Below are 26,688 nucleotides of genomic sequence, written 5' to 3'. Positions count from 1 at the left end.
ATTTTAATTTTCAGACTAAAAAACCAAAAAGCTTCCTCCTAGTTTTATTTCTTAGAAGGAAGCCAATATATTTTTACCTTATCGAAATTCGAAACCTTATTCTTATTTGTTTCATTACCCTTTATTCTTCTATTTTCATTAACACAATTCTCCAACCATCCGGATCCTCTATCGTTATCCCCTTATCTTTCCAATATGGATTTTCTGGTTCTACTTCATCGTATCCCATTGTATGCAGCCTTTTACTCACTTTTTTCATTTCACTATCTTCACGCATGTAAAATACAAGTAAATTGTCTTTTGTTGGAACCGGACAAGGGCTTCCATCTATATGTCTTGTAAATTCTAAATGATACTCTTCATCTGGTAGACCGAACATGATCCCATCATAGCCATCATGATCGTAGAATTCACCTATACGTTTTAAACCTAATCCTTTTTCATAGAATGCTATAACCTCTTCAAACTTATCTGTTGGACGTGCTATTCGAAACTTCACCCAATTTTTCATGTTCTTCCCTCCCACTAAAAATTTTATGAATGATTACATCTTATTGTATATACGTAACATATTTTTTGAATCCCTCATTAGTATGAGAATAGATACATACTAATGTCTTACTTACTATCCTATAACAACAAAAAACTTCCCCCACCTAGAAAGAAGTTTCTTATTATTTCATATGCAATTTTGCATCCCCACTTGCAAATCACTAAAAAACCTTTAAAATCTAAAGGATGACTAAATATACAAATTCCATCTAAATTCCTGATATACTAAAAATTATTAAATATAATATTTTTCACTTTTAAGAATTATTATACTCTTCTATTCTTTCTTTATAAACATGATTTTTATAAGGAAATCTGATACAATCCTTAAGTAATATTATTATGTATAGATATTACGAATATAGTGCATACTTAAAGAAGGTGATTTTATTGAAATTAAATAAAAATTTACAACTATGTATATTAATCACAACATTAATATGCTATTCAATCTATTTTATGTTTTTCTTTCTGTTCCCTACTCATTTCTCAAATTTCAATGTACGCTTCGCTTCACTCATCGTTGAAGTCATTACATTTATATCGCTAATTTACTCTATATATTCTAAAAAAGTTAGTTCAAATCCTTTTTGGATATGTATTACAATTGCAATTGGTAGTTTTTTATTAGGAAAAGTAGTATATACGTATCAAGATACCTTTTTCGAACTTCCAATACATCATTTTACTGTTTCTGATGTATTTTACATGTTTTTTCTATTCTTCTGTCTTATCGCTTTCTGCTATAAAATCTTAAAAGAATGCAATAAATGGGAAAAAGCTTTCTTTATTTGTGATATATGTATAGTACTTACTTCCATATTCACATTAGAATGGTATTTATTTAATCAGCCAAATTTAAATATATTCTCACTTTCACTCGGAGATATTTTCCTTTCATTTCTATATCCAATTGCAGATCTATTATTTCTTCTACTAGGTGTTAGTCTCTTTTTCCGCCCAACAATTTTTAAGTCCAAGCGGAAAATTTATATCTTTATTTTTGTATTAATTAGTTCTGCAACTTTTAACTATATTTATTTTTACTTAAATACCCATTTATCAACTGACACTATAACATTTTTACGTCTTTTATATAGAATACCTATATTGCTTATCGCAATAGCTGGGTCTATTTCAGAAGATGATAATAGCTATAAAAATTATTTCATTGTAAACCCTATACTAGGAAAGAAAGCTTTAGTCGTATTTCCCTATCTTGCTGTTGCAATACTAATCGGGTTTACGTTAAAAGAACAAACATCATCTTCAACTCTCATTACAGGGAATTGTATCGCTTTTGTTTTCGTACTTATTCGCCATTCTATTGTGCGTATGCAAAACGACAACCTAACAAAACGTTTACAAGTATTTAATGCTCAACTAGAAGAAAAAGTTACTTTAAGAACTTCTGATTTAGTCCATAAATCAGAGGCCCTATCTCAGAAACAACAAAAATTCAAATCATTATATGAATATCATCCTGATCCCATTTTTACGATTGATTTAAATGGAATATTCTTAAATGTAAATAAAGCAGGAAGTGTGCTACTCGGAGCACCAACGAACGAGTTACTTGGTGAGACGTGTTTTTCTATCATTTTAGATGCAGATAAACATAAACTGATATCTGCATTAGAAAAAGTTAAACAACAAGAATCAGCATCCTTACAACTTAGTTCTCAATATAAAGATGGCTTTACTTATTTTTTATACGTTACCATCGTTCCTATTATGATAGATGGACAAATTTCAGGAAGCTATATTATGGTAAAGGATATTACCGCACTAAAAAAACAACAAGAAGAAATAAAATATTTAGCATTCCACGATACTGTAACGAAAATTGGGAACCGATCCTTTTTCCACAGGAAGTTAAGAAAATTAATAAAAAATGCTCAAACAACACAAAGTGAGTTTGCATTATTATATTTAGATTTAGATCGCTTTAAAGTAATTAACGATACACTTGGACATTCGTCAGGTGATTACATATTAGAAGAAGTAGCAAAACGTTTCCAATCATGTCTTCCATCACATACTCATCTGTCAAGAATCGGTGGCGATGAATTTACAATTTTAATCGAAAACTATACGGACCATGATTCCTTATTCAAGTTATGTAACCAATTATTTGAAGGCATGAAAAAACCGTTTGTCATACATGAGCATAAATTAACTTTATCACTTAGTATCGGGATCGCTATATACCCATCTGGTGGAATCGATACCGCTACACTCTTAAAAAACGCTAATGTTGCAATGTATGATGCTAAGGAAAAAGAGCTTAACTCTGTCTCTATTTATGACGATGTAATCGCTAAAAAAATTGAAAGACGATTACGGTTAGAGAAAGATTTACCAAACGCAATTCAAGATGAAGAACTATTCCTTTTATATCAACCTCAAGTTGATAGCAAATCTAATAAAATTATCGGTGCTGAAGCTTTAATCAGATGGAACCATCCCGAATTAGGTGTTATTTCTCCATATGAATTTATCCCTATCGCCGAAGAAACACTACAAATTATTCCAATAGGAAAATGGACATTACAGCAAGCCTGTCAGGAAATGAAACGTTGGCACACACTCGGATATTCTCATTTAAAAATAGGAGTAAATTTATCTGCTAAAGAGTTTGAACAAGAAGATTTTGTAAAGTCTATTTCTTCTACTTTAGCAACTACAGGTTTACCAGCAAGTTCTCTCGATCTTGAATTAACAGAACGAATTGCAATGATGGACGAGCGAGAAACATTGATAAAACTGCGTACACTAAAAAATTTAGGGATTCATATTTCAATCGACGATTTTGGTACAGGCTATTCTTCGCTAGCCTACTTACCTTTATATCCCATCGATACGTTAAAAATCCCGAGAGAATTTCTTACAATGTCTGAAACGTGTGAAGATGGAATGGAAATCATTAAAACGATCATCACATTAGCACATACATTAGGAATGTCTGTCATTGCTGAAGGTGTAGAAACGAAAGAACACGTAAATTTCCTTCAAAAAAATAAATGTCAGTTTATTCAAGGTTACTATTACAGTAAGCCTATTCATACTAATGCATTTACTGAGTTGTTAGAAGACGGTATTCATCCATAGTACATAGCTAATCGGTATAAGTAATAAATGAATTTGAACAACTATAGTAAAAAGGAAAGAAGATATCTTCTTTCCTTTTATTTTTCTATTTAAATTTCTATTACTTCACCACTTCATTTATTATATCTATCAAATGATGAATCCCCTCATCATTTGTTTTCTTAAATCCATTCATGTTTTGAATATATCTCTCCTTATTGGCATACAACTTATTTACTGCATGTGTAAATGTACTAGTGTTTACTCTATCTTGAAGTAAAACTTCCGCATATCCTTGTCGTGCAAAATGGTCAGCATTTAAAACTTGATCCCCTCTACTGGAACCATTAGTTAACGGAATAAGCAACATCGGTTTCTTCAAAAATAACAATTCAGAAATAGCAGTAGAACCCGCTCTGGAAACGACAACACTTGCCATATTCAGTATATGCGGTAACTCTTCCCCTATATATTCAAATTGCATATAACCTTCCATTCCAATAGCTGGGTCCACCTTCCCTTTACCACACATATGAACAATATTAAAATTTAATAATAATGTATCTAAACTTTTCCTTACTATATCATTTATCCACTTAGCACCTTGACTCCCACCCATTACTAACAATACCGGTTTATCTTGCTGAAATTTACAATAGCTTCTTCCTCGTAATACGTTACCTCTCTCAATTTCTTCCCTTACAATTGGCCCCACATAAACCTTCTTCTCAGTACTTACATTACCCCCTGTTTGAGGAAATGTTGTACATAGTTTTTTAGAAAAAGGTAATGCTATTTTATTTGCCAACCCTAACGTACTATCTGGTTCACGTATTATTATAGGTACACGATTTAACCACGCCCCTATAACTACAGGAACTGAAACAAATCCTCCTGCAGAAAAGATAACGTCAGGCTTCATTTTCTTAATTAATTTATAACTTTGTAAACAACCGTGTATAATTTTGAAAGGATCTTTAAAGTTCTCCCAATCCCAATATCTCCTAAGCTTCCCGGTTGAAATACTATTATACTTAACATTTTGAACTAATAATTTTTCAATTCCATTTTGAGAACCAGTATACTCGACTCTCCATCCCTTTTCTATAAATTTAGGAATCAATACAATGTTAATCATAACGTGTCCAGCTGTACCGCCCCCAGTAAAAAGAATCGTTTTGCTCATAACTTATATCCACCTTTATCATTAAAAATCTAGCTTTATATTAATCTTTCAAATGTAAATATACTTACTATTATTTATATAAATCTTTAACTCAAGTCCTATATCTTGTAAAAGATCTTTGATGAGTTCATAAAAATCATTTCCATACTCACTACACTCATACTGAGCAAAAACTTGAATCACATGCCTAGTTCTAGTCTCTAGTGCTGGCTTTATTCGATCAACCTTTTTTTCTTCCACATACGCTCGATATTGATTTATTGCCTCATAGAGGTGCAACACATGCGCTTCTTCATCTTTCCAATCCAGCGTATCAACAATCGAAAGAAATAGCGTATTTTGATTATCTATTGCTTCATAACCATTCATATACTTCTTACACCCTTTTTTATTTTTCATTGAATGCAGATGTCACTGCGCTTCGCATACTCAAGTACATCTTTTAATGATTGGTGAAATTGGATTTTTGGGACCCAACCTAACTTTTTTATATCATCTAACACTAAACTTTTATTTGAGTCACTCTCAAAATTCTCTGTTTCTTTTATAGTAAAGTTCAGCTGTGTTAATCCTTTATATTGTTCTAATACATCTAATAAAGATCGTTTTACTCCTGATCCAATATTATATTCTTTTCCATTTATACCATCACGCAATAACACATGATAGGCTTTAACTGCATCACGTACATCTAGAAAGTCCCTACTATCTTTCAAACTGTTTACTTCAATAATTGGTTCACTTTTACCCGACTCTATATCTATCATTTTTTTTGCAAGAATAGAACAAATGCCATTCGATACTCCTGGACCAATTAAGTTCGAGGGCTTTGCGATGATAATATTTGAATCCATTAATCCACCCCAAGCCTCTGCGACGATTACTTGCATAGTTTTACTTAAACTATATGGATTTGAAACTTTTATGTTGTTCATACTATCTGCTTGCAATGCAGATCCTATAACTAATGTTCTACAATGCGAGGCTTCCTGCTTAATTGCTTCTAATAAATATAACGTCCCTATTACATTAATCTCCATGTATTCAAGAGCAGCTGTCCAAGACTCTATGACCGAATTTCTTCCTGCTAAATGCAATACATAGTCTGGCTTTATTTGTTTAATTACCTTCATTACTTCGCTCTTATTAGTTAAATTACAAGTAATGCCATTCCTGAATTTTTCTCTATGTGAACAATTTTGAAACATAGGAATTACATGAAAGCCCTTTTCTGAAAAATATTGGCAAGCGTGACGCCCTGTGAAGCCATTTGCACCAGTTATTAAAAGGCTCGCATTTTTTTTCATAGTAAAAACCCTCCTTTTTCTAACATTTGTTTCACCTCATGTTTTGCAAGTAAGTCTTGTTGAGAACTAAAACTCTTCACATCCACAAGCGGATAACTAGCATAATATTCTTGAAGTCCTTCTATAGGAATAGTCGGTAGCACAACAAAATAATTTTGATCAAAACTTATACTTGTTTTACTCTCTACCTCAGATAAAAGCATTTCACTTAATTTTTCACCAGGTCTTATCCCTACCTCTTTTATCTTCACGTTTTCTTTTTTCGAATCTTCAATCAACACTTTTGCTAAATCCGTTATTTTACACGCTGGCATTTTCATAACAAAGATTTCCCCTCCTCTTCCTTCAGATGCTGCTTTAAATAACAATCCAACAGCATCTTCAATTGTTAAGAAAAATCTAGTCATATTTTCATCAGTAATCCCTACCTGTGAAGACTTTTTAATTTGCTTTTTAAAAAGCGGTACCACACTTCCACTCGTCCCTAAAACATTTCCACCACGAACACAAATGAATTTTGTTTTCTTCGTTTGCACATTCGCATGAACCATTAACTTTTCACCAATTGCTTTTGTCATCCCATACGTATTTGATGGGTCGGCCGCTTTATCAGTTGAAACATATATAACTTTTTCAACTTGCTTCTGAATTGATGCTTCAATTACATTTTGCGTACCATGTATATTTGTTTTTATAGCTTCATAAGGATAATACTCACATACTGGAACATGTTTTAAAGCTGCAAGATGGAATACATAATGTACACCTTGGCAAGCATAGACTAGTTGGTCTTTATCACGAATATCTCCAATAATAAATTTTAATCTATCGTCATTTATAAACTGTTGCTGCATTTCAAACTGAACTGTTTCATTCCTTGAAAAAACCCTAATTTCTTTCGGCGATTTTTCTAATAGTTGTTTTATAAGTTCATGTCCCCACGAACCTGTGCCACCAGTAATTAAAATTATTTTATTAAGCATTCCTTTTCCTCCTACCATACATTTCAATAAAAATTGTACTTACCAAAGCTATTGAATTATTTTCAATTGATTCAAATCATAATCGTCGTTTGTTACATTAAATTGACAAAATAAAAAAAACAGAAACTATTAAACATAGTTTCTGTTTTTCATTTCACCTCTTAACGGTAAGATTTTTTCATACTGTTTGCACGATAACTATATTACTTGTAAAAAACACCGCTCATTTATTTCATATACTCGTAATAAAATAAATAGAATGATTCATAACCAATATCATGTTTAAATTCATGAAAAGGGAGGTAATGGAATGTACCAAAGCAACTCAAATAATACATATAACGAAGCTTCCAAAGCACTTCCTCTCTCCCTATTTGATGTGAAAAATGAGTTAAAACTAAAATGCAAACTCATTCATTCTGGAACCATGTATAAATTAACGAAAGAAGAGCAACTCATCATCGACAACATAAAAGCACAAACAAAACAACTAAATAAAAATAATGTAACAAGAACACGTGCATACTACCAATTTTACATTCAATATCCAGAAATACATTGGGCACTACTTGGGCATATGGTATCACGTAACGGTGGTTGGAATATGACCGATTTAAAGGGAGATTTATATACGAGAATTTTATCAGAGAAAGATCAAATTACATTTTTTTCTTTTTTAGAAAGGGGAAATTGGCTTATTTTCCAAGATGTATATCCTCAATTTTTGCTATATGAACAAAGTGTAAAAAGATCGCAAAGGCTATTTCACCTTCTCCCTCACCTAAATGTTTCTACATTTATGGAAACGATGTGGAACGATTTTTGGAAAACAGGTAACAAAAAAACATTAGCGATTGCAACTATTATTAATGAACAAAACTACTTAGAAAAAAGAGTTGTTCAAAATGTACACTTCAAAAAGACTGTACTAAATAGTATTGGATTTAAACTCTTTGATTTTTTTCAGTTTAATCACATCCTTTTCCCATTCTACGAAAATGATAAGAAACAAAAAGTATTACTATTTGGTGATACAATGAAACATTTTACATCCTTGCATGAACGAATCTTAATTGGAAAAAGGTTGTATTCACTATTATTTCGGGATACACATATTTTATCTCAAATAATACGTTGGGCCGAGCATCATCCACACACAGGCTCAAGGAAAGATTACTGGCCTCATTTATTTTCAAGTGTAAATGAATCTTTTTCCCGTGAGTTTTATAAACGCCGAATAAAGAAATGCCAGTTGCGTAGTGGTGCATATCGTATATACAGCCCTGCACTCATCTATGCATGGCGCGATATGCAACATGAAGAAGATGAAAGTAAAGATTGGTTTACTGATTGGCAAGTTGTAAATTACTTAGTTGATAAGGAGGAAAGTATAAGTGGACAAATTTCAGAAGACTACTGCAAAACACTCGAAAAAATTGAACTTGCAATTCTCGCAAAGAAAAATGTCCTCCTCCGAGAGGAAGAATGACTTTCTAGCTTTAATAATTACAGTTTTTCTCTCTGCTATTATTGGAACTTTTTTAGATGCTTTCTTTGTTAATAAACAAATATATTCTTTTCCAGTTAGGCCCTTCTCATCCACATTTTCAGTTAATATAGCTTTCACATTACTCGTACTACCGATTTTAACAGCCTCTTTTATACAAATTTCAAAAACATTATCTACAGTTTCTAGAACTCTATTTATTATTTCAATAGGCGTTTGCGCTAGCATTTTTGAGCAAGTTGCTGAGAGATTAGGTTTATTTGTACATAATGAGCATTGGCATCATACTTATTCTTTGTTTGGGTATATGATTTTTCTTGCTTTTATTTGGAAAGTATATCGTCGGCTACCAAAATAAAGAGACCGTTTGTATAACGGCCTCTCTCCTTAAGCATAATCTTCAATTCTTACTACTGAACGACTTTGAAGACTTTTTGATCGCAAACGATATGCAACTACTTTCTTCTTATATTGCTTTATTACATCAACGTGTTCCTCGTAGCTATATAAAGAAAATTTAATCGTTTTCTTTCCTATCTTCGTCTCAATAACTAATGGTGTTCCATTCCCTTGCGGGGGAAAATAATGTTTATCTAAAAATAAAGCTTCGTTGAATTCTTGAATAATTTGAAGTTTCATTTCTCCTTCTATACTTGTTCCATCAACTGTTACAGTCGTATTTTCCTCATCAAGTTTTTGATGTAATTCAAATCTACTAATAATTGATTCTACAACAGAAGTCGGCATACTAGAAACTAGTACTTTAAGAGCACCAAAAATAAATAATGTAACTATAAACCATGTTGTCATTTTAATCATCTCCATTACGCTCTAAAATGAGTAGTGTTATACTCCTTATTACGATTCATTAATCTTCATAATAAAATTTTCATTCCATAAGGTACGAATATACTAATAAGTATCCCTGTTACAATCATCGTTACCGAACCGATAGTTGCCTCTTTCTCTCCTTCTTTCACTAGACGACTCACACCAATAATATGTGATGCGCAGCCCATCCCAACTCCTTTTCCAATTGTACTTGTTATTCGGAAAAACTTAAGTACTGTCGGTCCCATGATAGCACCTGTTATTCCCGCAACAACTACAAAACTAGCAGTCATAGATGGAATACCTCCAATTTGTTCGGCTAATGAAATTGCAATAGGCATCGTCGCTAATTGCGGGATAGTTGTTAATATAAGTTCCTTATCTATATTCAACATTTCCCCAATCACTACATTCAAACTTATTAAAGCTACTATACCGATTACTACCCCAACAAGTATCGATAAGAAGTTTTTCATAAGTATTTTTCGTTCCTTAAATAGCGGTATAGCTAAAGCTACAATTGCTGGGCTCAAGAAACTGGAAAGAAGATCTCCCCCATTTTCCTTATACTCATGATGAGAAATCCCAAAAGTAAGGAATATACAAATCATAATTGCCGTAACTGTTAACACCGGTAAAGTAAATGGAAACGTAAATTTTTTATATAGATTTGTCGCCAATATATAAATCACTACAGTAATAAAAATTAAGAACATTTGAATAGCGCACCTTGTCAATTTTATTTTTTTGATGTTATTAATAATTGACTTACGTAACCTGAAATAATCAACGTTACTAAAGTACTTACAACAACTAGAAAGAACATAATACTACCCTTACTTAAAAGAAATGAGCCGTATTCCATTAGCCCAGTCGTTGAAGGAATTAAAAATAAAGGTAAAAATATTATTAGCTTTTCTGCACCTATCTCAAACCATTTTAATGGCAAAATGCGAGTGGAAAGAAGCAGAAAAAGAATTAACATTCCTATTAAACTTCCTGGCATAGATAGATGAAATACTTCCTGAATCCATACACCCACCAAACTAAACATATATAGCACTCCTACTTGAAGTAAAAGCGTCAAAAACTTCAATTGCTACTCCCCATTTCAATACCAAATTCCCACAATTTATTATTGAATCTCATTTAATGTCTCTGCAAATCTTGTAATTCCAAGCTGAATTTGTTCTACATTCGCTCTGCCAAAAGTAAATCGTATATATTCACTTTTCGAGCCTAGGACGCTTCCGGGTACAAATGCTACACCATTTCGTATAGATTCACCTAGTAAATGATATTCATCAAACGTTCCTTGCACTTTGCACCATAAATGTATTCCACCCTCAGGAACAAAAAATTCAACCTGGTCCCCTAATATTTCTTCAAGCTTTCTAATTAACTCATCTCTTCTTTGTTTCAGTTGTCCACGAAGCATCGTAATATGCGTATGAAAATCCTCAGATTCTAAAAATTGGTTCGCTACCCACTGTGTAAATACACTATGACCGAAATCAACTTGCTGCTTCGCATCTGCCAATCGCTCAATTACACGCGTCGGACCAATTACCCAACCAATACGTAATCCTGATGCAACAATTTTTGATAATGAGCTTACATAAAGAACATTCCCATTTTGATCCATCGATTTCAATGTTGGATTCACTTCTCCATTAAAAGAAGTCAAACTATACGGATCATCTTCTACAATCGGTATACCAAATTCAGAAGATAGTTCTAAAACCTTTTTACGTCTTGCCAATGAAAGTACCGTTCCAGTTGGATTTTGATAATCCGGATTTAAAAACACCATACGAATGCGATGCTTTTTGTGCAAATCGATTAAGTCATCTGGATTCATACCATGCTGATCAACTGGTAAACGGAATATTTTTAAGCCCGCTGATTTAAACATCGGAAGTGAATAACAATATGAAGGATCCTCGATTGCAATCGCATCGCCAGGCTTTAACAAACATTGAACGATAAGATTAAGTGCCTGCTGAGCTCCAGATGTAATAAGAATAGAGCTTGAATCTGCTTCTATTTGTTTATATTGCTCGACATGTGCTGCAATTGTTTTTCGCAACATTTCATTTCCAAGTGGGTGGTCATAACCGAGATTTTCCATAAATGTTTTCTCCGACAAAATTGTTCGAAATCTATCACTCGGAATTAATTCTGGTGACAATTCACCACTCGCTAAATTGATTAAATCATCTTTTTGTGTTTCCGTTCGAATTTGTTGAACAAGTGGTACATTAGGCAAGAACGATCCATCCTCAACGTACCTACCCCAGTTCGGTATTCGTTTATGTGACACACCCCATATGTCTGTATTCACACGGGTGCCGCTTCCTTTTTGCCGGTCTACTACCCCAAGTGATTTTAATTCCTCATAAGCAGCTACTACTGTACTCCGGTTCACTTGTAACTTCTGTGCTAACATACGCTCAGAAGGTAATTTTCTATCAGAAGGGAATTCACCGGTAGAAATGCCTCTTTCAATGTAATCAGCAATTTGTTTATACACTGGTATCTTATCTTCACGATTCGGTTGCCATTCCATTTAGTTCCCTCCTCTCCAAACTGGTGTCCTGAATTCATTAACAATAGTATTCACTGTGAAAATGGTATTAATCACCTTCAGATGTAGCATCACATATTTTTATCTTTGAATGAATATATCCAAAACGGCTCTCTTTCTAACCACTCAACTGTTTCCGGAACACCTTCTTCATACTCTCTTTCCAGCTCATCCACTTTAGTTGTAAATTGTGATGCATGTGCTCTTAATGCTTCTAATTTTCTTGGAACATATTCTTTCACTTCATTTTTAAAATCCGGAGGCCCAATTTCAGCTTCATGATTTTTCGAAAAAGCTACAGCATAAAAGGCCGGTCGTGTACTTTCCGAAATATTAGCTAATGCCTCTCCTACCGCTTCCCCTGTTGCATCGTGATCTGGATGAACTGCATACCCAGGATAGAAAGAAATAACTATAGAAGGATTCAATTCTTCAATACAGTTTTGAATCAGACTTCTTAATTTTCCAGGCTCTTCAAATTCAAGAGTTTTATCACGATATCCCATCATACGTAAATCTTCAATCCCTAAAATATTTGTAGCTCGCTTTAATTCTTTCTCTCTAATAGCATATAAAGACTCACGTGTTGCAAAAGGTGGATTTCCCATTGCTCTCCCCATTTCACCAAGTGTTAAGCAAACATAAGTAAGAGGGACTTTCTGCTCAGTATAAGCCAAAATTGTGCCAGCCACGCAATACGACTCATCATCTGGATGCGGGAAAACAACTAAAACGTGGCGCTCCTTTTTCATCAATATATTAACTCCTTTATCATATACACACTCTATAAAATAACGACCGCATACCAAGTAACTCCTACGAGAAGCACTAAAAGAAGAATGATATAAATAGCAGATAAGTTTTTTACATTCCTCTTTGTAGACTTACCGTAATTCTCCTCCACATTTCGTGCAACTAGCACGGTCCCAAACAGTGATACAACTACAATAATAACAACTAGTGAAATCGCAAAACTCATTGTCTTTTCACCTCTCTAAGGCCAGTCTATTTAAACAAAGAAGATACATATAAAATGTCCTTCTTAAGGTATCAATAAAATACTACCTTTCTTCTCTTATCATAATAGAAGTTTGCGAAAAACGGACCAACCACTTTTAGGTTTTTTTACTCATCCACTTCAAAATAAAAAGTAACTGATTTCCTAGAATCAGTTACTTTTTTACAAGGCTAATTATATTCATTTTCACTTAAAATTAATCCGATTTAAAAGTTTGGTCTTTTCATAATGAAACATCGATTGAGATAACTCAAAAATAGTTCCATTTACAAGATGAACTGTATTTTCAATAAGAAGTGCCGGATCACCTTCATTTATTTCTAAAAGCTGTGCATTTTCTTTATTTACTTTTTCACAACTAATAACTTTATCGGCAAAGCCAATATTTAATCGTAAATCTTCAATGAAATAACTGTATACAGAGCTTAATGCTATTTCTTCATTCAAATAAGGAATGATATCCTTTTTGAAATAACTTACTTCAATAGAGAATGGTTTCCCGTCTACAATTCTTAAGCGCTTCAAAAAATATAACCTAGTTCCAACTTCACATTGCATCCGCTTTGCTATCTCTTCGTCCGCATCAATTACTTCAAGCTCTAACACTTTCGTTTCAATATTTTGTGAAACGAGGTTTTTCGTTAATCCACGCAAACTGCCTAGATTAATGTAATCTGTTACAGAAGTTTCGCGTAAAAACATGCCACTACCTTGCACTTGAAAAATATAGCCTCTATTCACAAGCTGACTAATTACTTTACGTATCGTATTACGGCTTACTTCAAATCGATTCATCAACGCTTCTTCTGTAGGTAGTTTTTTCGTTTCATTAAAAAGCCCATCTCGAATGTCTTGCTCTAACACATCTGCAATTTGTTTATACTTTGCACTCATACACTTTCTCCTAAAATACTCTTTTATCTGTTATAACTCTTCTCCTCTCGTTTCGATCACATGCTTATACCAATGAAACGAAAGTTTCTTCTTACGTTTTAAGTTATCATTATGATCGACAAAAATAAAGCCATATTGCTTTTTATATCCATTTAGCCAACTTAATAAATCGATAACAGACCATGCATAATAACCTTTTAAATTAATTCCCTCTTGAATTGCACGCTTCATTACTTTTAAATGCTCTTCAATAAATTTAATTCTTGGAACATCTACAATTTCTCCGTCAATGATTGGATCTTCATCACCAAGTCCATTTTCCGTTACATACATCTTTATGTCACCGTAACGTGCTTTCAACATGTGCAATCCCTCTAAGAAACCTTCGGGAGATATTTCCCATCCCCATTTTGTATATGTTTTATCATCCATTTTAACTGTTCGATAAAAACCATCAAAAGAAGGACTACCTGGAGCAAGTGTTGAGTTTTCTCGAGAATGTTCCTCATTCTTTATATCCATATCGTATCTTTCCACTCGTATCGGTTGATAATAATTCAAGCCAATAAAATCATTTTTTTCGGCATTTTGTTTAATAATTTCTAATTCTTCAACCGTCCAATTAGGAGTCCATCCTTTTTCCTTTAATTGTTGTACAACATAAGATGGATACTCACCTTTTAAAACTGGATCATAGTACCAATACGTTTCATATTCATTCGCATGATTTGCTGCTAGTATATTTTCTTTTTGATCATCCACACTATAAGCAGGTAAAAAAACATGCGTGATACCAATCTCTCCATATTGTTTCAACTGCTTGTACACTGCAACTGTTTTTGCATGTGCATAAAATACATAATGAGTCGCTTGAAAATACTTTGGAACATCATTTTGTATTCCAGGTGGATGCGCACCTTTTAAGTACCCTAATCCACAAAACATCACTGTTTCATTAAAAGTAATCCAATGTTTAACTCTATCACCAAATGCCTTAAAGCAAATCTCTGCGTACTTTACAAAAGCTTCTGCTGTTCTTTTATTCGTCCATCCACCGTCTTTTTCTAAAGTTAACGGTAGATCCCAATGATATAAAGTTACAAACGGTACAATCCCGTATTTTAAACATTCATCAATTAAGTTGTTATAAAATGCTATTCCTTTTTCATTTACCTCTCCATCTCCAGTCGGCAAAATTCTCGCCCAAGAAATAGAAAAACGATACGATTCTAATCCCATCTCAGCCATTAAGCGAACATCTTCCTTATATCGATGATAATGATCAACAGCTACATCACCATTTGTCCCATTGTATGTTTTGCCAGGAATTTTTGAAAACTCATCCCAATTCGTAACACCTTTTCCATCTTTATTCCATGCACCTTCTACTTGATAAGAAGCTGAAGCAGCCCCGAATAAAAAATCATGTGGAAACTTCATAGTATATACCTCCATTTCATTACAATAAATCAAATTTATTACTACATATAAAATTTATAGGTACAAATTTTATATGTGTAATTATAGCGTAAGTTTCGATTTTTTTCTATCATGAACGCACGATATGTAAAACTATATTTAATGTTAATTTTTAGAAAACAAAAAAGAAGCGACGTATTTCATCGCTTCTTACAATCAACATCTTTACTCTTTTATAAGTGACTTATTCGCTCTTATAACTTCTTGATAAAGTAATGGTGACCATTTTTCATTCATATAATCTTGAATTATCCAGCCCACTCTCGTAGGATTCTTTTGCTTCATATAGTTTGCAATTTCAGGATTTATGTAGGACGCATAATAATATGGACTATTCCATGCTGTACCACCAGAAGACAAGCTTGTAAAATTAATATATAGATGATTAAAATCTTCACTATTGTTAATCGTTTCATTTATCGTATCTTTAATAGATTTTACTTTCTCATCATAACTCACTTTATATTTATCTTGTACTGTTACATTTACATTTTGATTTACAGTTGTGGTAAACGTCTCATTGTCTGGCCAATAAAAATTATTATATCCTCCAGACTCATTACTGCCACTATATCTTTTTAATAATACAATTTTCCCACGAGCATCTCCAAGTTTTATATTTCCTTCTGTTTTTAAAAAGATAGGATCAAGAAAATAATTTTTTTCAAACGTACTACTAAATGAGTTTTCCGCTCCTTTCATATCCTCATACTCTTTTTTTAAAGACATAATAATCGTTTCACTTGGGTTATCTTTTAAAAATTGTTTCGCTTCATTTATAAATTCGTGTAATGTTACATAAAGATATAATGGCCCATGATGAAGAACTATCGTATTATCATCTGTTAAACGCCCTCTTATATCAAAAATTCTAGCTCCATGATCCATTTGGTAACGAAAATCATATTCTTGCGTCATTCCCCATACTTGCTTTATCGGATTTTGCAACTTGAACGTTCCACTATCATGTGTTCCTGGAATTGAAATTCGTGCTAACGGTATGTTATCGGGTATAGGTTGCAGCCATCTTGACCAATTTTCAAGTTCATTAATAGAGCTAGCTGCAACTACTTGCTTATCATTTAAAGCAAATACAAATGTACTAAATATAGTACTACATATGAATAATTTCAAAAAAAGTTTCTTATTGCTCATTATTATTCCTCTCTTTTTCTGTTTTTATATCAAACTTATTGAATGTAATATAGGGTAGTTAATAAAAAATAAATAATATTTCATAAATATGAAATATTATTTAGAAGTAAAATTAAAAAATCATTCACCTATTCTCAATGCATTAGGAAAATTTAAAGTCCCTTTCTACTAGATAAATTATAGTAATCAACAACATAAACTTCAATGGGCTTTCATATGCAATATTTCATATTTGGGTCCTACATGATATAAATAAAAAACTTATAATGATTATTTATTCCGTACGTGCTAATATACTTATATTAAAATATAAATACTTACCTTATATACTCTTAACTACATTATTCAACAGTTAAAACTTAATTTTTTATTAGGAGGATCTCCAATGAAATTATTAAAAATAAAACATATTATTCCTTTATCTGCAGCTGCAATTACATTCGTATGTAATCAAGGTGCAGCTGAAGCTTCCACCATTCATACAGTAAAAAAGAATGATACACTTTGGGGCATTAGTAAACAATATGGAGTTTCAATACAATCCATTAAACAAGCGAATAATAAAGGAAACGATCAAACTTTTATTGGAGAACAGTTACATATTCCAGGATCCATGAACTCAAATGAAGTCACTGTTCGTCAAAACGACAAACCTGCGAACATCTCTGGACAAATTATTTATCAAGTACAACCGGGAGATTCATTAGAAATAGTAGCAAAGCGTTACAATGTAACCGTTCAATCTATAAAACAAATTAACAACACAGTCGGAAACAAGCTTTACACAGGACAACATTTGAAAATTAATTCAAGTATTTCAGAAAAAGAAAAAGCCTTAATGGCACGCTTAGTCACTGCTGAAGCAGGTGGCGAATCATATAAAGGAAAAGTAGCAGTAGCGAAAGTTATCTTAAATCGTGTAAATGCAAAAGGTTTTCCTAATACAATAACAGGAGTTATTTATGAACCTATTAAACACGGATATGCATTTACCCCTGTTACAGATGGAAGAATTAATCAGCCTGCTAGTGCAGAAGCAAAAATGGCAGTAGAAGAGGCTATCTCCACAAATGGAATAAATTCTGATTGGCTTTATTTCTATAATCCGAAAACATCAACAAGCAAATGGATTACTACACGTCAAACAGTAGCAGTAATCGGTAACCATGTCTTTGCTAAATAAAACTGTAATTTTCTTCAGATTTATTCACTTAACAACTATTTCAAATGATTAACAGACCTCTTTACTTAAAAGGTCTGTTCTTTTTATATTTAAGCTTTTTATTAACCATATGATAAAATGATTGTTTAAACGTATCTCTCTTTTCAAATAAAAAACTGTTGTATCTCATTCATCATTTAGAGTAATTGAGAAAGTATCAAATCCACAACTATGACTTTATTAATACAAGCTATTTCTTAACTTTGGAAAATTGTTATACACTAGGAAAATAACAAACAAACTATTCGGTAGCAGGTGAAAAAATATGTATGATATTACAATTATCGGTGCTGGAGTGAGTAGCATTTTTATGGCTTATACATTAGCCAAAAGCAACAAAAAGGTTTTAATTCTTGATAAAGGCAAACCGTTAGAACATCGAAATTGTCCTTTAGACCAAGGGAAAACATGTAACTGTAATTCATGTGATAAGTATTTCGGTTTTGGTGGCTTAGGAAAGTCTGAAGGGAAATTTAATTATACAAATGGATTTGGAGGCGAACTCGAGAAAAAGGTAGGTAAAAAAGGCTTTATACAACTCATGGATGAAGTAGATGAAATTCTATGTCAGTTTGGCGGAAGTTCAGTTTCAAAATATTCTACAGAAAATCCAACTCTCACTAAAAGAGCTGAAGCGTGTGGTTTACAAATGCTAACAACCGAAGTAAGACATCTTGGTACTACACTTTCCAGTAACATTTTTCAGCAGCTCTATGAATTTTTACTTACCAAAATAGATATCCAATTTCATATAGATGTACAAAATATCGTTAAGCAGAAAGACCATTTTAAAATATATACAAATCAAGAAACTGTCCATTCTAAGAAATTAGTATTTGCAACCGGTCGTTCCGGGGCGGATTGGTTAAAAGCAATGTGCACTTCTCTTAATATTTCTCAGGAGCAAACTCGTGTAGATTTAGGTATTAGAGTAGAGATGAAAGAAAATCAATTACGTTCTATATTAAAAGATACATTTGAGACAAAACTTTCTTATGAGCATGAACATTTCACAGCAACTACTTACTGTATGAATCCAAAAGGACGCATTATTCGAAAGTACGAAGAAGGTTTAGTTATGCCTGACGGTCAAAATTTCCGAGAGCAAGGAACTGGCACTCCTAACTTAAATTTCACTTTATTTATCCCGCGCTATTTTCCAACTCTCAAAGAAGCAAATGTATACACAAGTTCAATTATTAAAAGCATTAACCAAGGACGAGATCGGATTGTTATACAGCGCTTAGAGGACTTATTAAAGAAACAACCTACAGTGGAAAACGGCATGAAACATAATCATATACAACCTACACTACACGGTGATTATGGAAATTTGAATAAAGAAATCCCTCCATTATATATTGAAGGGCTCAAAGAGTTTTTATTACGCTTAGAACAATTTATACAAGAACCTATCGATAAAGATACTTTATTATATGGAATTGATGGAAAATTCTATGCTCCTACCATAAAAGTCAATAACCATTTTGAAACAACTATGAATGGGCTATTTTTAATTGGAGATTGTTCAGGTGTCACTCATTCATTATCTCAAGCAGCTGCAAGTGGACTGTATGTTGGAAAATATTTGTCTGACATTTAATTGCTATAATTTAGATACCAATCAAACATTTTGAGTTTCACCAGTACTCTACTTACGTAGTAATAGCATGAATGAAATCCTTCCCGCGCTACTGATTAACCCACAAAGAATCGGGATTTTACAAGATACATATTTAATATAACCATGTATGTAAAACTATTGACATTCACTTCTAACAAATTGAATGTCAATAGTTTTACAAGTCTCTATTCATTTTCACTTTTATTTGTTCGATATTTTGTAACATCACCGTAGTGTTTAATATGTTAGGATGTCTATAAGTATTTTTACTACAACTATGACTTTTTCTGCTCTGTTTCTAAAAAAATTAGATTTATGTTACTTCGCTTTAAAATTCTCCATTGTATGTATATGAATACTTCAAATTATTACCTTTAGAAAAATATAATCTAAATGGTTCACCACACTCTAATAGTTATAAAAATATAATATATAACCTTGGTTAAATAAACTCTATAAAGAAGGTGTAAAAATGAAGAATAAAATAAATTTACAAATGCAAAATATAAGCTTTGTTATAATAATTGCTTTAGCAGTATGGTTAAAAACATATCTTATTACGCGATTCAGTTTTGATTTAAAAATTGAGTCTTCTACACAAGAACTTATTTTGTTTATTAGCCCTCTCGCTGCCTCGTTAGCATTTGTTGGATTAGCATTATTTGCAACTGGTGAAAAGAGAAATTATATAGCGCTATGTATTAATCTCTTATTAACAATCGTACTTGTTGGGAATGTAATGTTCTATGACTTTTATAATGATTTCGTTACGTTACCAGTACTTGGACAAACATCAAACTTTGGCCAATTAGGCGGCAGTATTATAGAAATATTGAACTACAAAATTATACTCGCATTCGTAGACATTATTTTCTTCTTTATTTTATTAAAAAGGAAAGCAATAGTCTTTAAAACAGAACGTGTAACTCATTCTGCACGCTTATTATATTTTCTTTTAACACTTGGTGTATTTTTTGCGAATCTACAGCTTGCAGAAAAAGAACGACCTGAATTATTAACGAGATCCTTCGACCGCGTAATGCTTGTGAAAAATTTAGGACTATACACTCATCAAGTATATGATTTAACACTACAAATAAAAGCTGGATCCCAAAAGGCACTTGCAGATAGTAGTAAATTACAAGAAACTGAAAACTACGTAAAAGCAAACCAAAGTGAACCAAATCCTAATATGTTTGGTGCAGCGAAAGGAAAAAACGTAATTGTCGTTACTCTTGAATCCTTGCAAACCTTTTTAATAGGTGCATCTGTCAATGGTCAAGAAGTTACACCGTTCTTGAATGAATTCATAAATGAAAGCTATTACTTTGATAACTTTTTCCACCAAACTGGTCAAGGAAAAACATCAGATTCTGAATTTCTAATAGATACATCGTTGTATCCATTAAATCGAGGAGCTGTATTCTTCACGCACGGTAACAACGATTATACTGCGACTCCAGAAATTTTACGTCAGCAAGGCTATTTCACTTCTGTATTCCATGCGAATAACGCAACATTTTGGAATCGTAATATCATGTACTCTGCTCTTGGTTATGATCGTTACTATAATGAACTTGATTACAAAATTACGCCGGAAACAAATTTAAATTGGGGATTAAAGGATATTGAATACTTTGATCAATCAGTAGATATATTAAAAACTGTTGATCAACCATTTTACGCTCGTTTCCTTACTTTAACAAACCATTATCCATTTACGTATGATGAAGATACAAAATTCATTGAACCATACAACTCTGGTAATGGCGTATTTGATCGTTATATCGTAACAGCACGTTACTTAGACGAATCAATTAAAAAATTTATTGAGCGTTTAAAAGCCGAGGGAATGTATGATGATTCTATTATTGTGTTATATGGTGATCATTATGGCATTTCTGAAAAACATAATCGCGCAATGGCACAGTTTTTAGAAAAAGATCAAATAACAGAATTTGATACTTTAAATTTACAACGCACACCTTTATATATTCATATCCCTGGCCAAACAGAAGGTCAAACTATTTCAAAGCCTACGGGACAAATCGATATGAAGCCTACTATTCTAAATTTATTAGGGATTGATACTACTAACGATATCCGTTTTGGCCATGATATGTTTTCAGATGAATATACCGGTTTTGTTGTTTTACGTGATGGTAGCTTTATTACAGACAAGTATGCATACAAAAACAATACTTTCTATGACCGCATAACGGGTGAAATTGTAGATTTACCAAAAAAAGAAGCACAAGCACTCATTAACCGTGCACAAAATGAGTTACGAATGTCTGACAAAATTATTGAAGGTGATTTATTACGTTTCTCAGAAAGTAATAAAATTAAAACTGGAGAAGTAAAAACTAAAATTAAAGAAACTGAAAAATAATCTAAATATGCGAAGGGAGCAACTTATTACGGTTGCTCCCTTTTACCCTCTTATAACACATGATGCAATTTCATATAAAAAACTTGATATATTTTACTTTTATTCTACACTTGTTTCTAAAGTTACATCTGTATAAGTATTATCATCACCTATATTTAAAATCACCTCACATTGACGTAATCTCAATTCAAAGAGCGTTATAGGATCATGGTAAATTTCAGGGTTTGATTTCATTTTATGCAGTTTATCTTGTTTTTCTTTTATTTCTAAATGAGTGTTTTTTACAGCTTGTTCCAACGCGCCAAATGGATTTCTAAAGAACATATTAATATCCCGCTCTTGTGTGTTTTCAAATAGCTCAAACTGCAAGAAAAATTTCTTCATAATAGAAACCGTTACATCGGTATAATCTTCATTTTCTAAATACTGTTTGTATTTGTTATATAGCATAGCTTTATTTTTAGGAAGAACTCCAAATAATTTACCGGCACTTTTCAGTAAAAATTGTGCTGGCGTAAATCGGCGTAAAATATTTACTTCTTCCATTTGTATTCTAGTTGTCATTCTATCAGTATCCCTGCGCCAGTCATCAATTACTTTAAAGTCACATTCTAACTGTATTCGATTTTCTCCAAATAAAGAATTAAGTCCTTCACTGGTTTCTGCTAAGTACAATTGACTTTGAAGGAGCTCGTTATTAGAAGTCTCAATCCAATTTTGCATAGAGCGAGCAAGATTAGGTAATACAGTTTGTTCTAGATATTGTTGCACCCTTTCATTCATCGCTGTGTTTAGTTCAATATCAATTTGACCAAAATCGCTTTCTTCACTAATTAAATCGGAACAACTCTGCAATAGCTTCGGAATATGTTCTGTAAGATCATTAGTAATTTCGTTTTTCATTGTACGATATGATTCTGTAATTAAATGAATTTTTTCCTTCTCAAAAGCAGTAAGGTTATTAATACAAGCATTTAGTTTAACTAGCATATCTTCATTCCAATTAATAGAATCCACTAGATTATTTTCCCTCTCGACGCGTTTATCCAAAAGATATGTAATTGTTTTTCGAATGAAAAACAATAGCTTTTCAGTACGTTCTGCATCGATATTTTTATGGTTAAAGTTAAAATGAATAAACTCAGTTAAATCGTTTAGTTGTTTACTATTTGTATATAACGAAGAATAAGGGAAAACTCTTGCATTAGGGAAATATGTATTTATTCTCATTTGCGTATCTTGTATAACTCTTTTTGCTTCTGCTTCATTGTAAATGTTATCGATTTTATTTAATAAGAAATGAACTTGTAGATTTGGTGTATGTTCTTGGATACTTAATAAAATGTCACGTTCTTTGTCAGTAAAAGGTGAATCCGTATTCAATACAAATAATAATTCATCTACAGAGTTTAAATATTCAAACACCTCATCTCTCGCGTCATTGTTCCTATTAAAGCTAGGTGTAACAACGAATGTAAGTTTATTTTTACTTAAAAACCTGCATGGTAATTTAAATTCAACACATGCTCTATCTCTATATGTTTGACGATGCACTGCCATCATGTTATGGAAATCAGAGAAATTCTCAGTTGTTGTAATTTCCGAATCTGTTATAGCGTTAATTTCTGTATAAGCGTCATTTTTAAAAACAACTACATTTGAGATTGAGTTTTCTAATATATTTTCTCCTAAAATAGAGTTAATAAATGAAGCTTTTCCGTTCCCTGAAGTTCCAGTTACTAATAGGCGATTTGTTCTTAAATCTGCAAGCTCACCAACTAACCAGCTAAATCGGTGACCCATTTCTAAATCATGTTCTTGCGCCCAGTGTGTAATAGATTCAAAAAGATGTAAACTATACTCTAAGCCATTCACATGATTAATAGAATATGACAGTAGGTCTTCTGCATCTTTTATATCCGCTGAATCTATTTTAGAAGGAAAAATCTCATCCCATGCCAATACTGCTGCAGATGGAAATACAGCATGAGACGGATTGACTACCTTTAACCAATTTGTTAACAGATTTGGAATGATATCGTGTAATTGTCTAAGCATATATTGACCTTGAATTAATTCAAAGTACGTTTCTTCGTAAAGAGAAGAAATTTTGTCCCATATATCGGACGAATGTATTTCGATATGTATGAAAAATTCATTTATTGTATTAAGCCATAATAAGTAATTTTGTTCATTTTTATAACTGTGCCAAAGTGATGAAACCATTTGCGTAAATTGCACTTGATCTACATTATTTAATGTAACTAATACTTCATAAAAATAATCTGGTGAAATATTTTTAGTAAATCCTTTATCGATATATCCTTTCAGCACCTCAAACCACGGATAAGATTCTGTTCGAATTAACTCGTTCACAGCAAGCTCTACCGCACTATCAAAATCTTGCTGTTCTTCATAAAAGGAACGGGCAATTGTTGTGACGTTTGGATAATCGGGATTTAAAGAAACCGCTTCTTTAATAACAGCGAAAGCTGAATCAAAATTATTTTGCTCGATGTAAAGAGACAGTAATTGCAGTACAATTTCGGTCATCAGTATTTTGTTATCAGTAGTAATAGAAGTATACACATTTTCAGCAACTGATAATTGGTTAAGTTCGAAGTAAGCATCCGCAATATTTTTTTGTGCCCATGGTGCTAATTCATTACTAACTTTCTCCCATTTAAAAATAGCTGCTTCAAAATCTTGATGGTGATAATAAAATTCACCTTGTGCAAAACGAATATAAGATCCATCAGAAATCTCATTTTTTTCTTCGTTTACATAAGCTTCTCCAAGTACTTGAAGAGGTGGGTGCGTTTCATTCTCCATTAGGAATGTTTCATAATACATCTTTTTTATTAATTGTTTTTCTAATCTCATCTTTTCCCCCACTATATCTCGAAAATACATTTTTTGAGATATGTCAATACTTTTTTGTATGTATGCTTTTTATCTTAACAAAGAATTCCTTTTGAAAAATTTCATTTTCCTTTCATTTTTCAAGTAAGATTGAATTTTTATGAGAAAAGTTTCAGTTTTTTTTCAATTCCCTTTCAGTTGTGAAACAACATTAAATGTTCCTAATAACCTAATACGAGTATAATATCCTACATTAAATTATTAGGAATATTTAATGTAGAACTCTTTATAAAAACAATATATAGTGAATATATATGCCATGTGTTATAACATTCAATAAGAATCCCGTTTTTCCTATAGCAATTGAACAGTGAAAAAAAGCATACCTAACGGTATGCAACTTAGACAAAAAAAATACTTGAATAACATAGTAGAACAAGATCATCGCTTTATAAAAAAACGAACCGAAATCTGAACCCAAGTTTCTGTTTTTCGAGGTATGATGAATTACAAATTTTATTAATCATCGAATAAAATCAAGAACTTTTAGCTAGGTTACTCTATTCTTGAATAAACTTTGCAACAGAATCCTTTTTCCACTTATATAAAACTATTTTATGATAAACAGGATCAAATAATGGATTCGAATAAAAGACAGCTTCCTTTTCAACTTGCCCTTCTATATTAATCCCTTGTTTTTGAAATCCTTCAATGAGGTGATTCGTAACATATATATTATCATTTTTATGATATTTTTTATCTTGTAAAAAATAGGAATATGTGTAAAAACGTTTATGTTCATACGGCATTTGTAAATATTCCATAACCCTCGTCTCTTCCCAAGTGTATACAATAAACGGCTGTTGTTTTCCCTCCAAATATGACGCAAGTTGATATGTTGCCGGTACCTCCACTTGTTGTTCTTTCATAAGCGGTATACTCATCATAAGTTGACTGGTTGCAAACAATAGCAATATAATACCACGATGTATTTTTAACCATGAAATAGCAAGTACGCAAAGTAACATCGCTACAATCGGATAAGAATGACGAGGTTTATCAATATTTTGTCCAAGTAAATTCCAAAGAAAATAGAAAATTCCAAGAGCAATTAAAACCTTGGGATAGCAACGTATGTTTTTCCATTGTAAAATAAATAGAAACAAAAAGAAAAAAAAGAAACCTACCAGATAATAAGAGTAAATACCTATTCCTGCAAAGACGATGTTTTCAGAAAGTAAACGATAGAGACGTGAAATAAGTGGTTCACTTGTTTCTGTAACTGCTCCACCCCATTCGGTAAAATGCCCTTCTACAAATCCGAAAGAAATTTCCAACAATCCCGTGATTCCACCAATGTTCCAAATAAGAGCGCTGATCCAAACTAGTTGCGAAAGGACAGCTGTACAAAATAAGATTATAAACCGCCATTTTTCTTCATGCCATTGTTGCCATAATAACAATATAAGTACAATTCCAAACGGTGCATATGATAACCGTATACCCATTAATAGCGCAAAGAAGAGAATTGGCCAAAATTGAGTTTGAAAACGCTTTGTACGAAAGGCACGTTCTATACTCCATATATACCACCATACGATTGCTAACGCTGCGCCCTCTGACATGGGCTGCGTTACTAAAATAGAGAAATACCCGCTCGTTTGTAAGACAGCTACAACAATAAGAGCGCTCGTTTTATTTACATAATGGCGTGCAATCCAATACATCGGAAAAGCTGCGCCGAGTGCCATGATGGCATTAAAAATCCCTAACGATTGCACAGGGCTTTCTATAAAAATATGCGTTATCATTCCCCCTAAAATAAAAAGAGGATATCCCGGGAAATGTGGCTGCATCGCTAATATGTCATATTGCTTTAATGCAAGTGTAAAATCAACTTCGTCCCACGTTGCTGCAAACGGACTTGCATAGAAAAAACGAATACAAATCACACTAATAACCAGGATAACTGCCCATATACGTAATACTTGTTTCATCT

The 26,688-nt window shown here is 32.5% G+C and carries 22 protein-coding genes and 1 pseudogene; 7 read left to right on the top strand and 16 right to left on the bottom strand.

Features of this window, described 5'->3' with window-relative positions; translation table 11 throughout:
• Positions 1 to 121: 121 nt before the first annotated feature.
• Entirely contained in the window at positions 122 to 511 is a 390-nt protein-coding gene (locus QCI75_RS08945) for a VOC family protein (RefSeq protein WP_353760299.1), read from the bottom strand.
• 431 nt (positions 512 to 942) lie between these two features.
• On the opposite strand from QCI75_RS08945, the gene QCI75_RS08940 reads away from it, so the two are divergent.
• Positions 943 to 3,663, top strand: a complete 2,721-nt coding sequence (locus QCI75_RS08940; protein ID WP_144507574.1) for a putative bifunctional diguanylate cyclase/phosphodiesterase — start codon at positions 943 to 945, stop codon at positions 3,661 to 3,663.
• 100 nt (positions 3,664 to 3,763) lie between these two features.
• Here the strand turns inward: QCI75_RS08940 and QCI75_RS08935 are convergent, their stop codons facing one another.
• From QCI75_RS08935 to QCI75_RS08920, 4 genes are read right to left on the bottom strand one after another with little or no spacing between them, the layout of a single operon-like run.
• Entirely contained in the window at positions 3,764 to 4,828 is a 1,065-nt protein-coding gene (locus QCI75_RS08935) for an undecaprenyldiphospho-muramoylpentapeptide beta-N-acetylglucosaminyltransferase (protein WP_144507576.1), read from the bottom strand.
• Between the two features lie 48 nt (positions 4,829 to 4,876).
• Entirely contained in the window at positions 4,877 to 5,227 is a 351-nt protein-coding gene (locus QCI75_RS08930; protein WP_144507578.1) for a DUF6572 domain-containing protein, read from the bottom strand.
• Entirely contained in the window at positions 5,224 to 6,135 is a 912-nt protein-coding gene (locus tag QCI75_RS08925) for an SDR family oxidoreductase (RefSeq protein WP_144507580.1), read from the bottom strand. Before QCI75_RS08925 ends, QCI75_RS08930 begins: the two co-directional genes overlap by 4 nt.
• The gene (locus QCI75_RS08920; protein ID WP_105585393.1) at positions 6,132 to 7,118 is read right to left on the bottom strand and encodes a UDP-N-acetylglucosamine 4,6-dehydratase family protein; all 987 of its coding nucleotides are present in this window, start codon (positions 7,116 to 7,118) and stop codon (positions 6,132 to 6,134) included. Before QCI75_RS08920 ends, QCI75_RS08925 begins: the two co-directional genes overlap by 4 nt.
• 310 nt (positions 7,119 to 7,428) lie before the next feature.
• On the opposite strand from QCI75_RS08920, the gene QCI75_RS08915 reads away from it, so the two are divergent.
• Complete coding sequence (locus QCI75_RS08915; RefSeq protein WP_353760298.1) at positions 7,429 to 8,607, top strand: DUF2515 domain-containing protein; 1,179 nt, start codon at positions 7,429 to 7,431, stop codon at positions 8,605 to 8,607.
• Entirely contained in the window at positions 8,582 to 8,983 is a 402-nt protein-coding gene (locus tag QCI75_RS08910) for a CBO0543 family protein (RefSeq protein ID WP_353760297.1), read from the top strand. Before QCI75_RS08915 ends, QCI75_RS08910 begins: the two co-directional genes overlap by 26 nt.
• A 29-nt stretch (positions 8,984 to 9,012) precedes the next feature.
• On the opposite strand, the gene QCI75_RS08905 is transcribed toward QCI75_RS08910, so the two are convergent.
• The 9 genes from QCI75_RS08905 to plcA all read right to left on the bottom strand — a co-directional run bounded on the left by QCI75_RS08905 (position 9,013) and on the right by plcA (position 16,589).
• Entirely contained in the window at positions 9,013 to 9,435 is a 423-nt protein-coding gene (locus QCI75_RS08905) for a YfmQ family protein (protein ID WP_144507583.1), read from the bottom strand.
• A gap of 65 nt (positions 9,436 to 9,500) precedes the next feature.
• The gene (locus QCI75_RS08900) at positions 9,501 to 10,172 is read right to left on the bottom strand and encodes an LrgB family protein (RefSeq protein WP_144507585.1); all 672 of its coding nucleotides are present in this window, start codon (positions 10,170 to 10,172) and stop codon (positions 9,501 to 9,503) included.
• A gap of 23 nt (positions 10,173 to 10,195) precedes the next feature.
• Complete coding sequence (locus QCI75_RS08895) at positions 10,196 to 10,552, bottom strand: CidA/LrgA family holin-like protein (protein ID WP_144507587.1); 357 nt, start codon at positions 10,550 to 10,552, stop codon at positions 10,196 to 10,198.
• A 39-nt stretch (positions 10,553 to 10,591) separates the two neighbouring features.
• Positions 10,592 to 12,025 (bottom strand): MocR-like pyridoxine biosynthesis transcription factor PdxR, encoded by a 1,434-nt coding sequence (pdxR, locus tag QCI75_RS08890; RefSeq protein WP_144507589.1) that lies wholly within the window; start codon positions 12,023 to 12,025, stop codon positions 10,592 to 10,594.
• Between the two features lie 89 nt (positions 12,026 to 12,114).
• Positions 12,115 to 12,795, bottom strand: coding sequence for a bacillithiol biosynthesis deacetylase BshB2 (gene bshB2, locus QCI75_RS08885; RefSeq protein WP_353760296.1), 681 nt, complete (start codon positions 12,793 to 12,795; stop codon positions 12,115 to 12,117).
• A gap of 32 nt (positions 12,796 to 12,827) precedes the next feature.
• Positions 12,828 to 13,022 carry a hypothetical protein gene (locus tag QCI75_RS08880; RefSeq protein ID WP_002066705.1) on the bottom strand — a complete coding sequence of 65 codons (195 nt, stop codon included), beginning with the start codon at positions 13,020 to 13,022 and terminating at the stop codon, positions 12,828 to 12,830.
• A gap of 225 nt (positions 13,023 to 13,247) precedes the next feature.
• A complete protein-coding gene (locus QCI75_RS08875) occupies positions 13,248 to 13,955 on the bottom strand; it encodes a GntR family transcriptional regulator (RefSeq protein ID WP_144507591.1) in 708 nt (235 codons plus the stop codon).
• Between the two features lie 30 nt (positions 13,956 to 13,985).
• Complete coding sequence (locus QCI75_RS08870; protein WP_353760295.1) at positions 13,986 to 15,395, bottom strand: glycoside hydrolase family 1 protein; 1,410 nt, start codon at positions 15,393 to 15,395, stop codon at positions 13,986 to 13,988.
• 204 nt (positions 15,396 to 15,599) lie between these two features.
• On the bottom strand, positions 15,600 to 16,589 hold the full coding sequence (gene plcA / locus QCI75_RS08865; protein ID WP_353760294.1) for a phosphatidylinositol diacylglycerol-lyase: 990 nt from the start codon (positions 16,587 to 16,589) through the stop codon (positions 15,600 to 15,602).
• A gap of 385 nt (positions 16,590 to 16,974) precedes the next feature.
• Here plcA and QCI75_RS08860 point away from each other — a divergent pair, with 385 nt between their 5' ends.
• The 3 genes from QCI75_RS08860 to QCI75_RS08850 all read left to right on the top strand — a co-directional run bounded on the left by QCI75_RS08860 (position 16,975) and on the right by QCI75_RS08850 (position 21,827).
• Entirely contained in the window at positions 16,975 to 17,772 is a 798-nt protein-coding gene (locus QCI75_RS08860; protein WP_144508989.1) for a cell wall hydrolase, read from the top strand.
• A gap of 304 nt (positions 17,773 to 18,076) precedes the next feature.
• The gene (locus QCI75_RS08855) at positions 18,077 to 19,414 is read left to right on the top strand and encodes an NAD(P)-binding protein (protein ID WP_353760293.1); all 1,338 of its coding nucleotides are present in this window, start codon (positions 18,077 to 18,079) and stop codon (positions 19,412 to 19,414) included.
• A 493-nt stretch (positions 19,415 to 19,907) separates the two neighbouring features.
• Entirely contained in the window at positions 19,908 to 21,827 is a 1,920-nt protein-coding gene (locus tag QCI75_RS08850) for an LTA synthase family protein (RefSeq protein WP_144507953.1), read from the top strand.
• Positions 21,828 to 21,926: 99 nt separating this feature from the next.
• On the opposite strand, the gene QCI75_RS08845 is transcribed toward QCI75_RS08850, so the two are convergent.
• Positions 21,927 to 24,710, bottom strand: coding sequence for a dynamin family protein (locus QCI75_RS08845; RefSeq protein ID WP_353760292.1), 2,784 nt, complete (start codon positions 24,708 to 24,710; stop codon positions 21,927 to 21,929).
• Between the two features lie 296 nt (positions 24,711 to 25,006).
• On the opposite strand from QCI75_RS08845, the pseudogene QCI75_RS08840 reads away from it, so the two are divergent.
• Positions 25,007 to 25,152, top strand: a pseudogene (locus QCI75_RS08840) (IS6 family transposase); the annotation flags it as partial.
• Between the two features lie 97 nt (positions 25,153 to 25,249).
• Here the strand turns inward: QCI75_RS08840 and QCI75_RS08835 are convergent.
• On the bottom strand, positions 25,250 to 26,686 hold the full coding sequence (locus QCI75_RS08835; RefSeq protein ID WP_144507957.1) for a hypothetical protein: 1,437 nt from the start codon (positions 26,684 to 26,686) through the stop codon (positions 25,250 to 25,252).
• Positions 26,687 to 26,688: the final 2 nt, after the last annotated feature.

Source organism: Bacillus cereus group sp. RP43 (assembly GCF_040459645.1).
GTDB lineage: Bacteria > Bacillota > Bacilli > Bacillales > Bacillaceae_G > Bacillus_A > Bacillus_A mycoides_C.
Note: the sequence above shows the minus strand (reverse complement) of the source record. Positions and strands in the feature narration are given on the sequence as shown.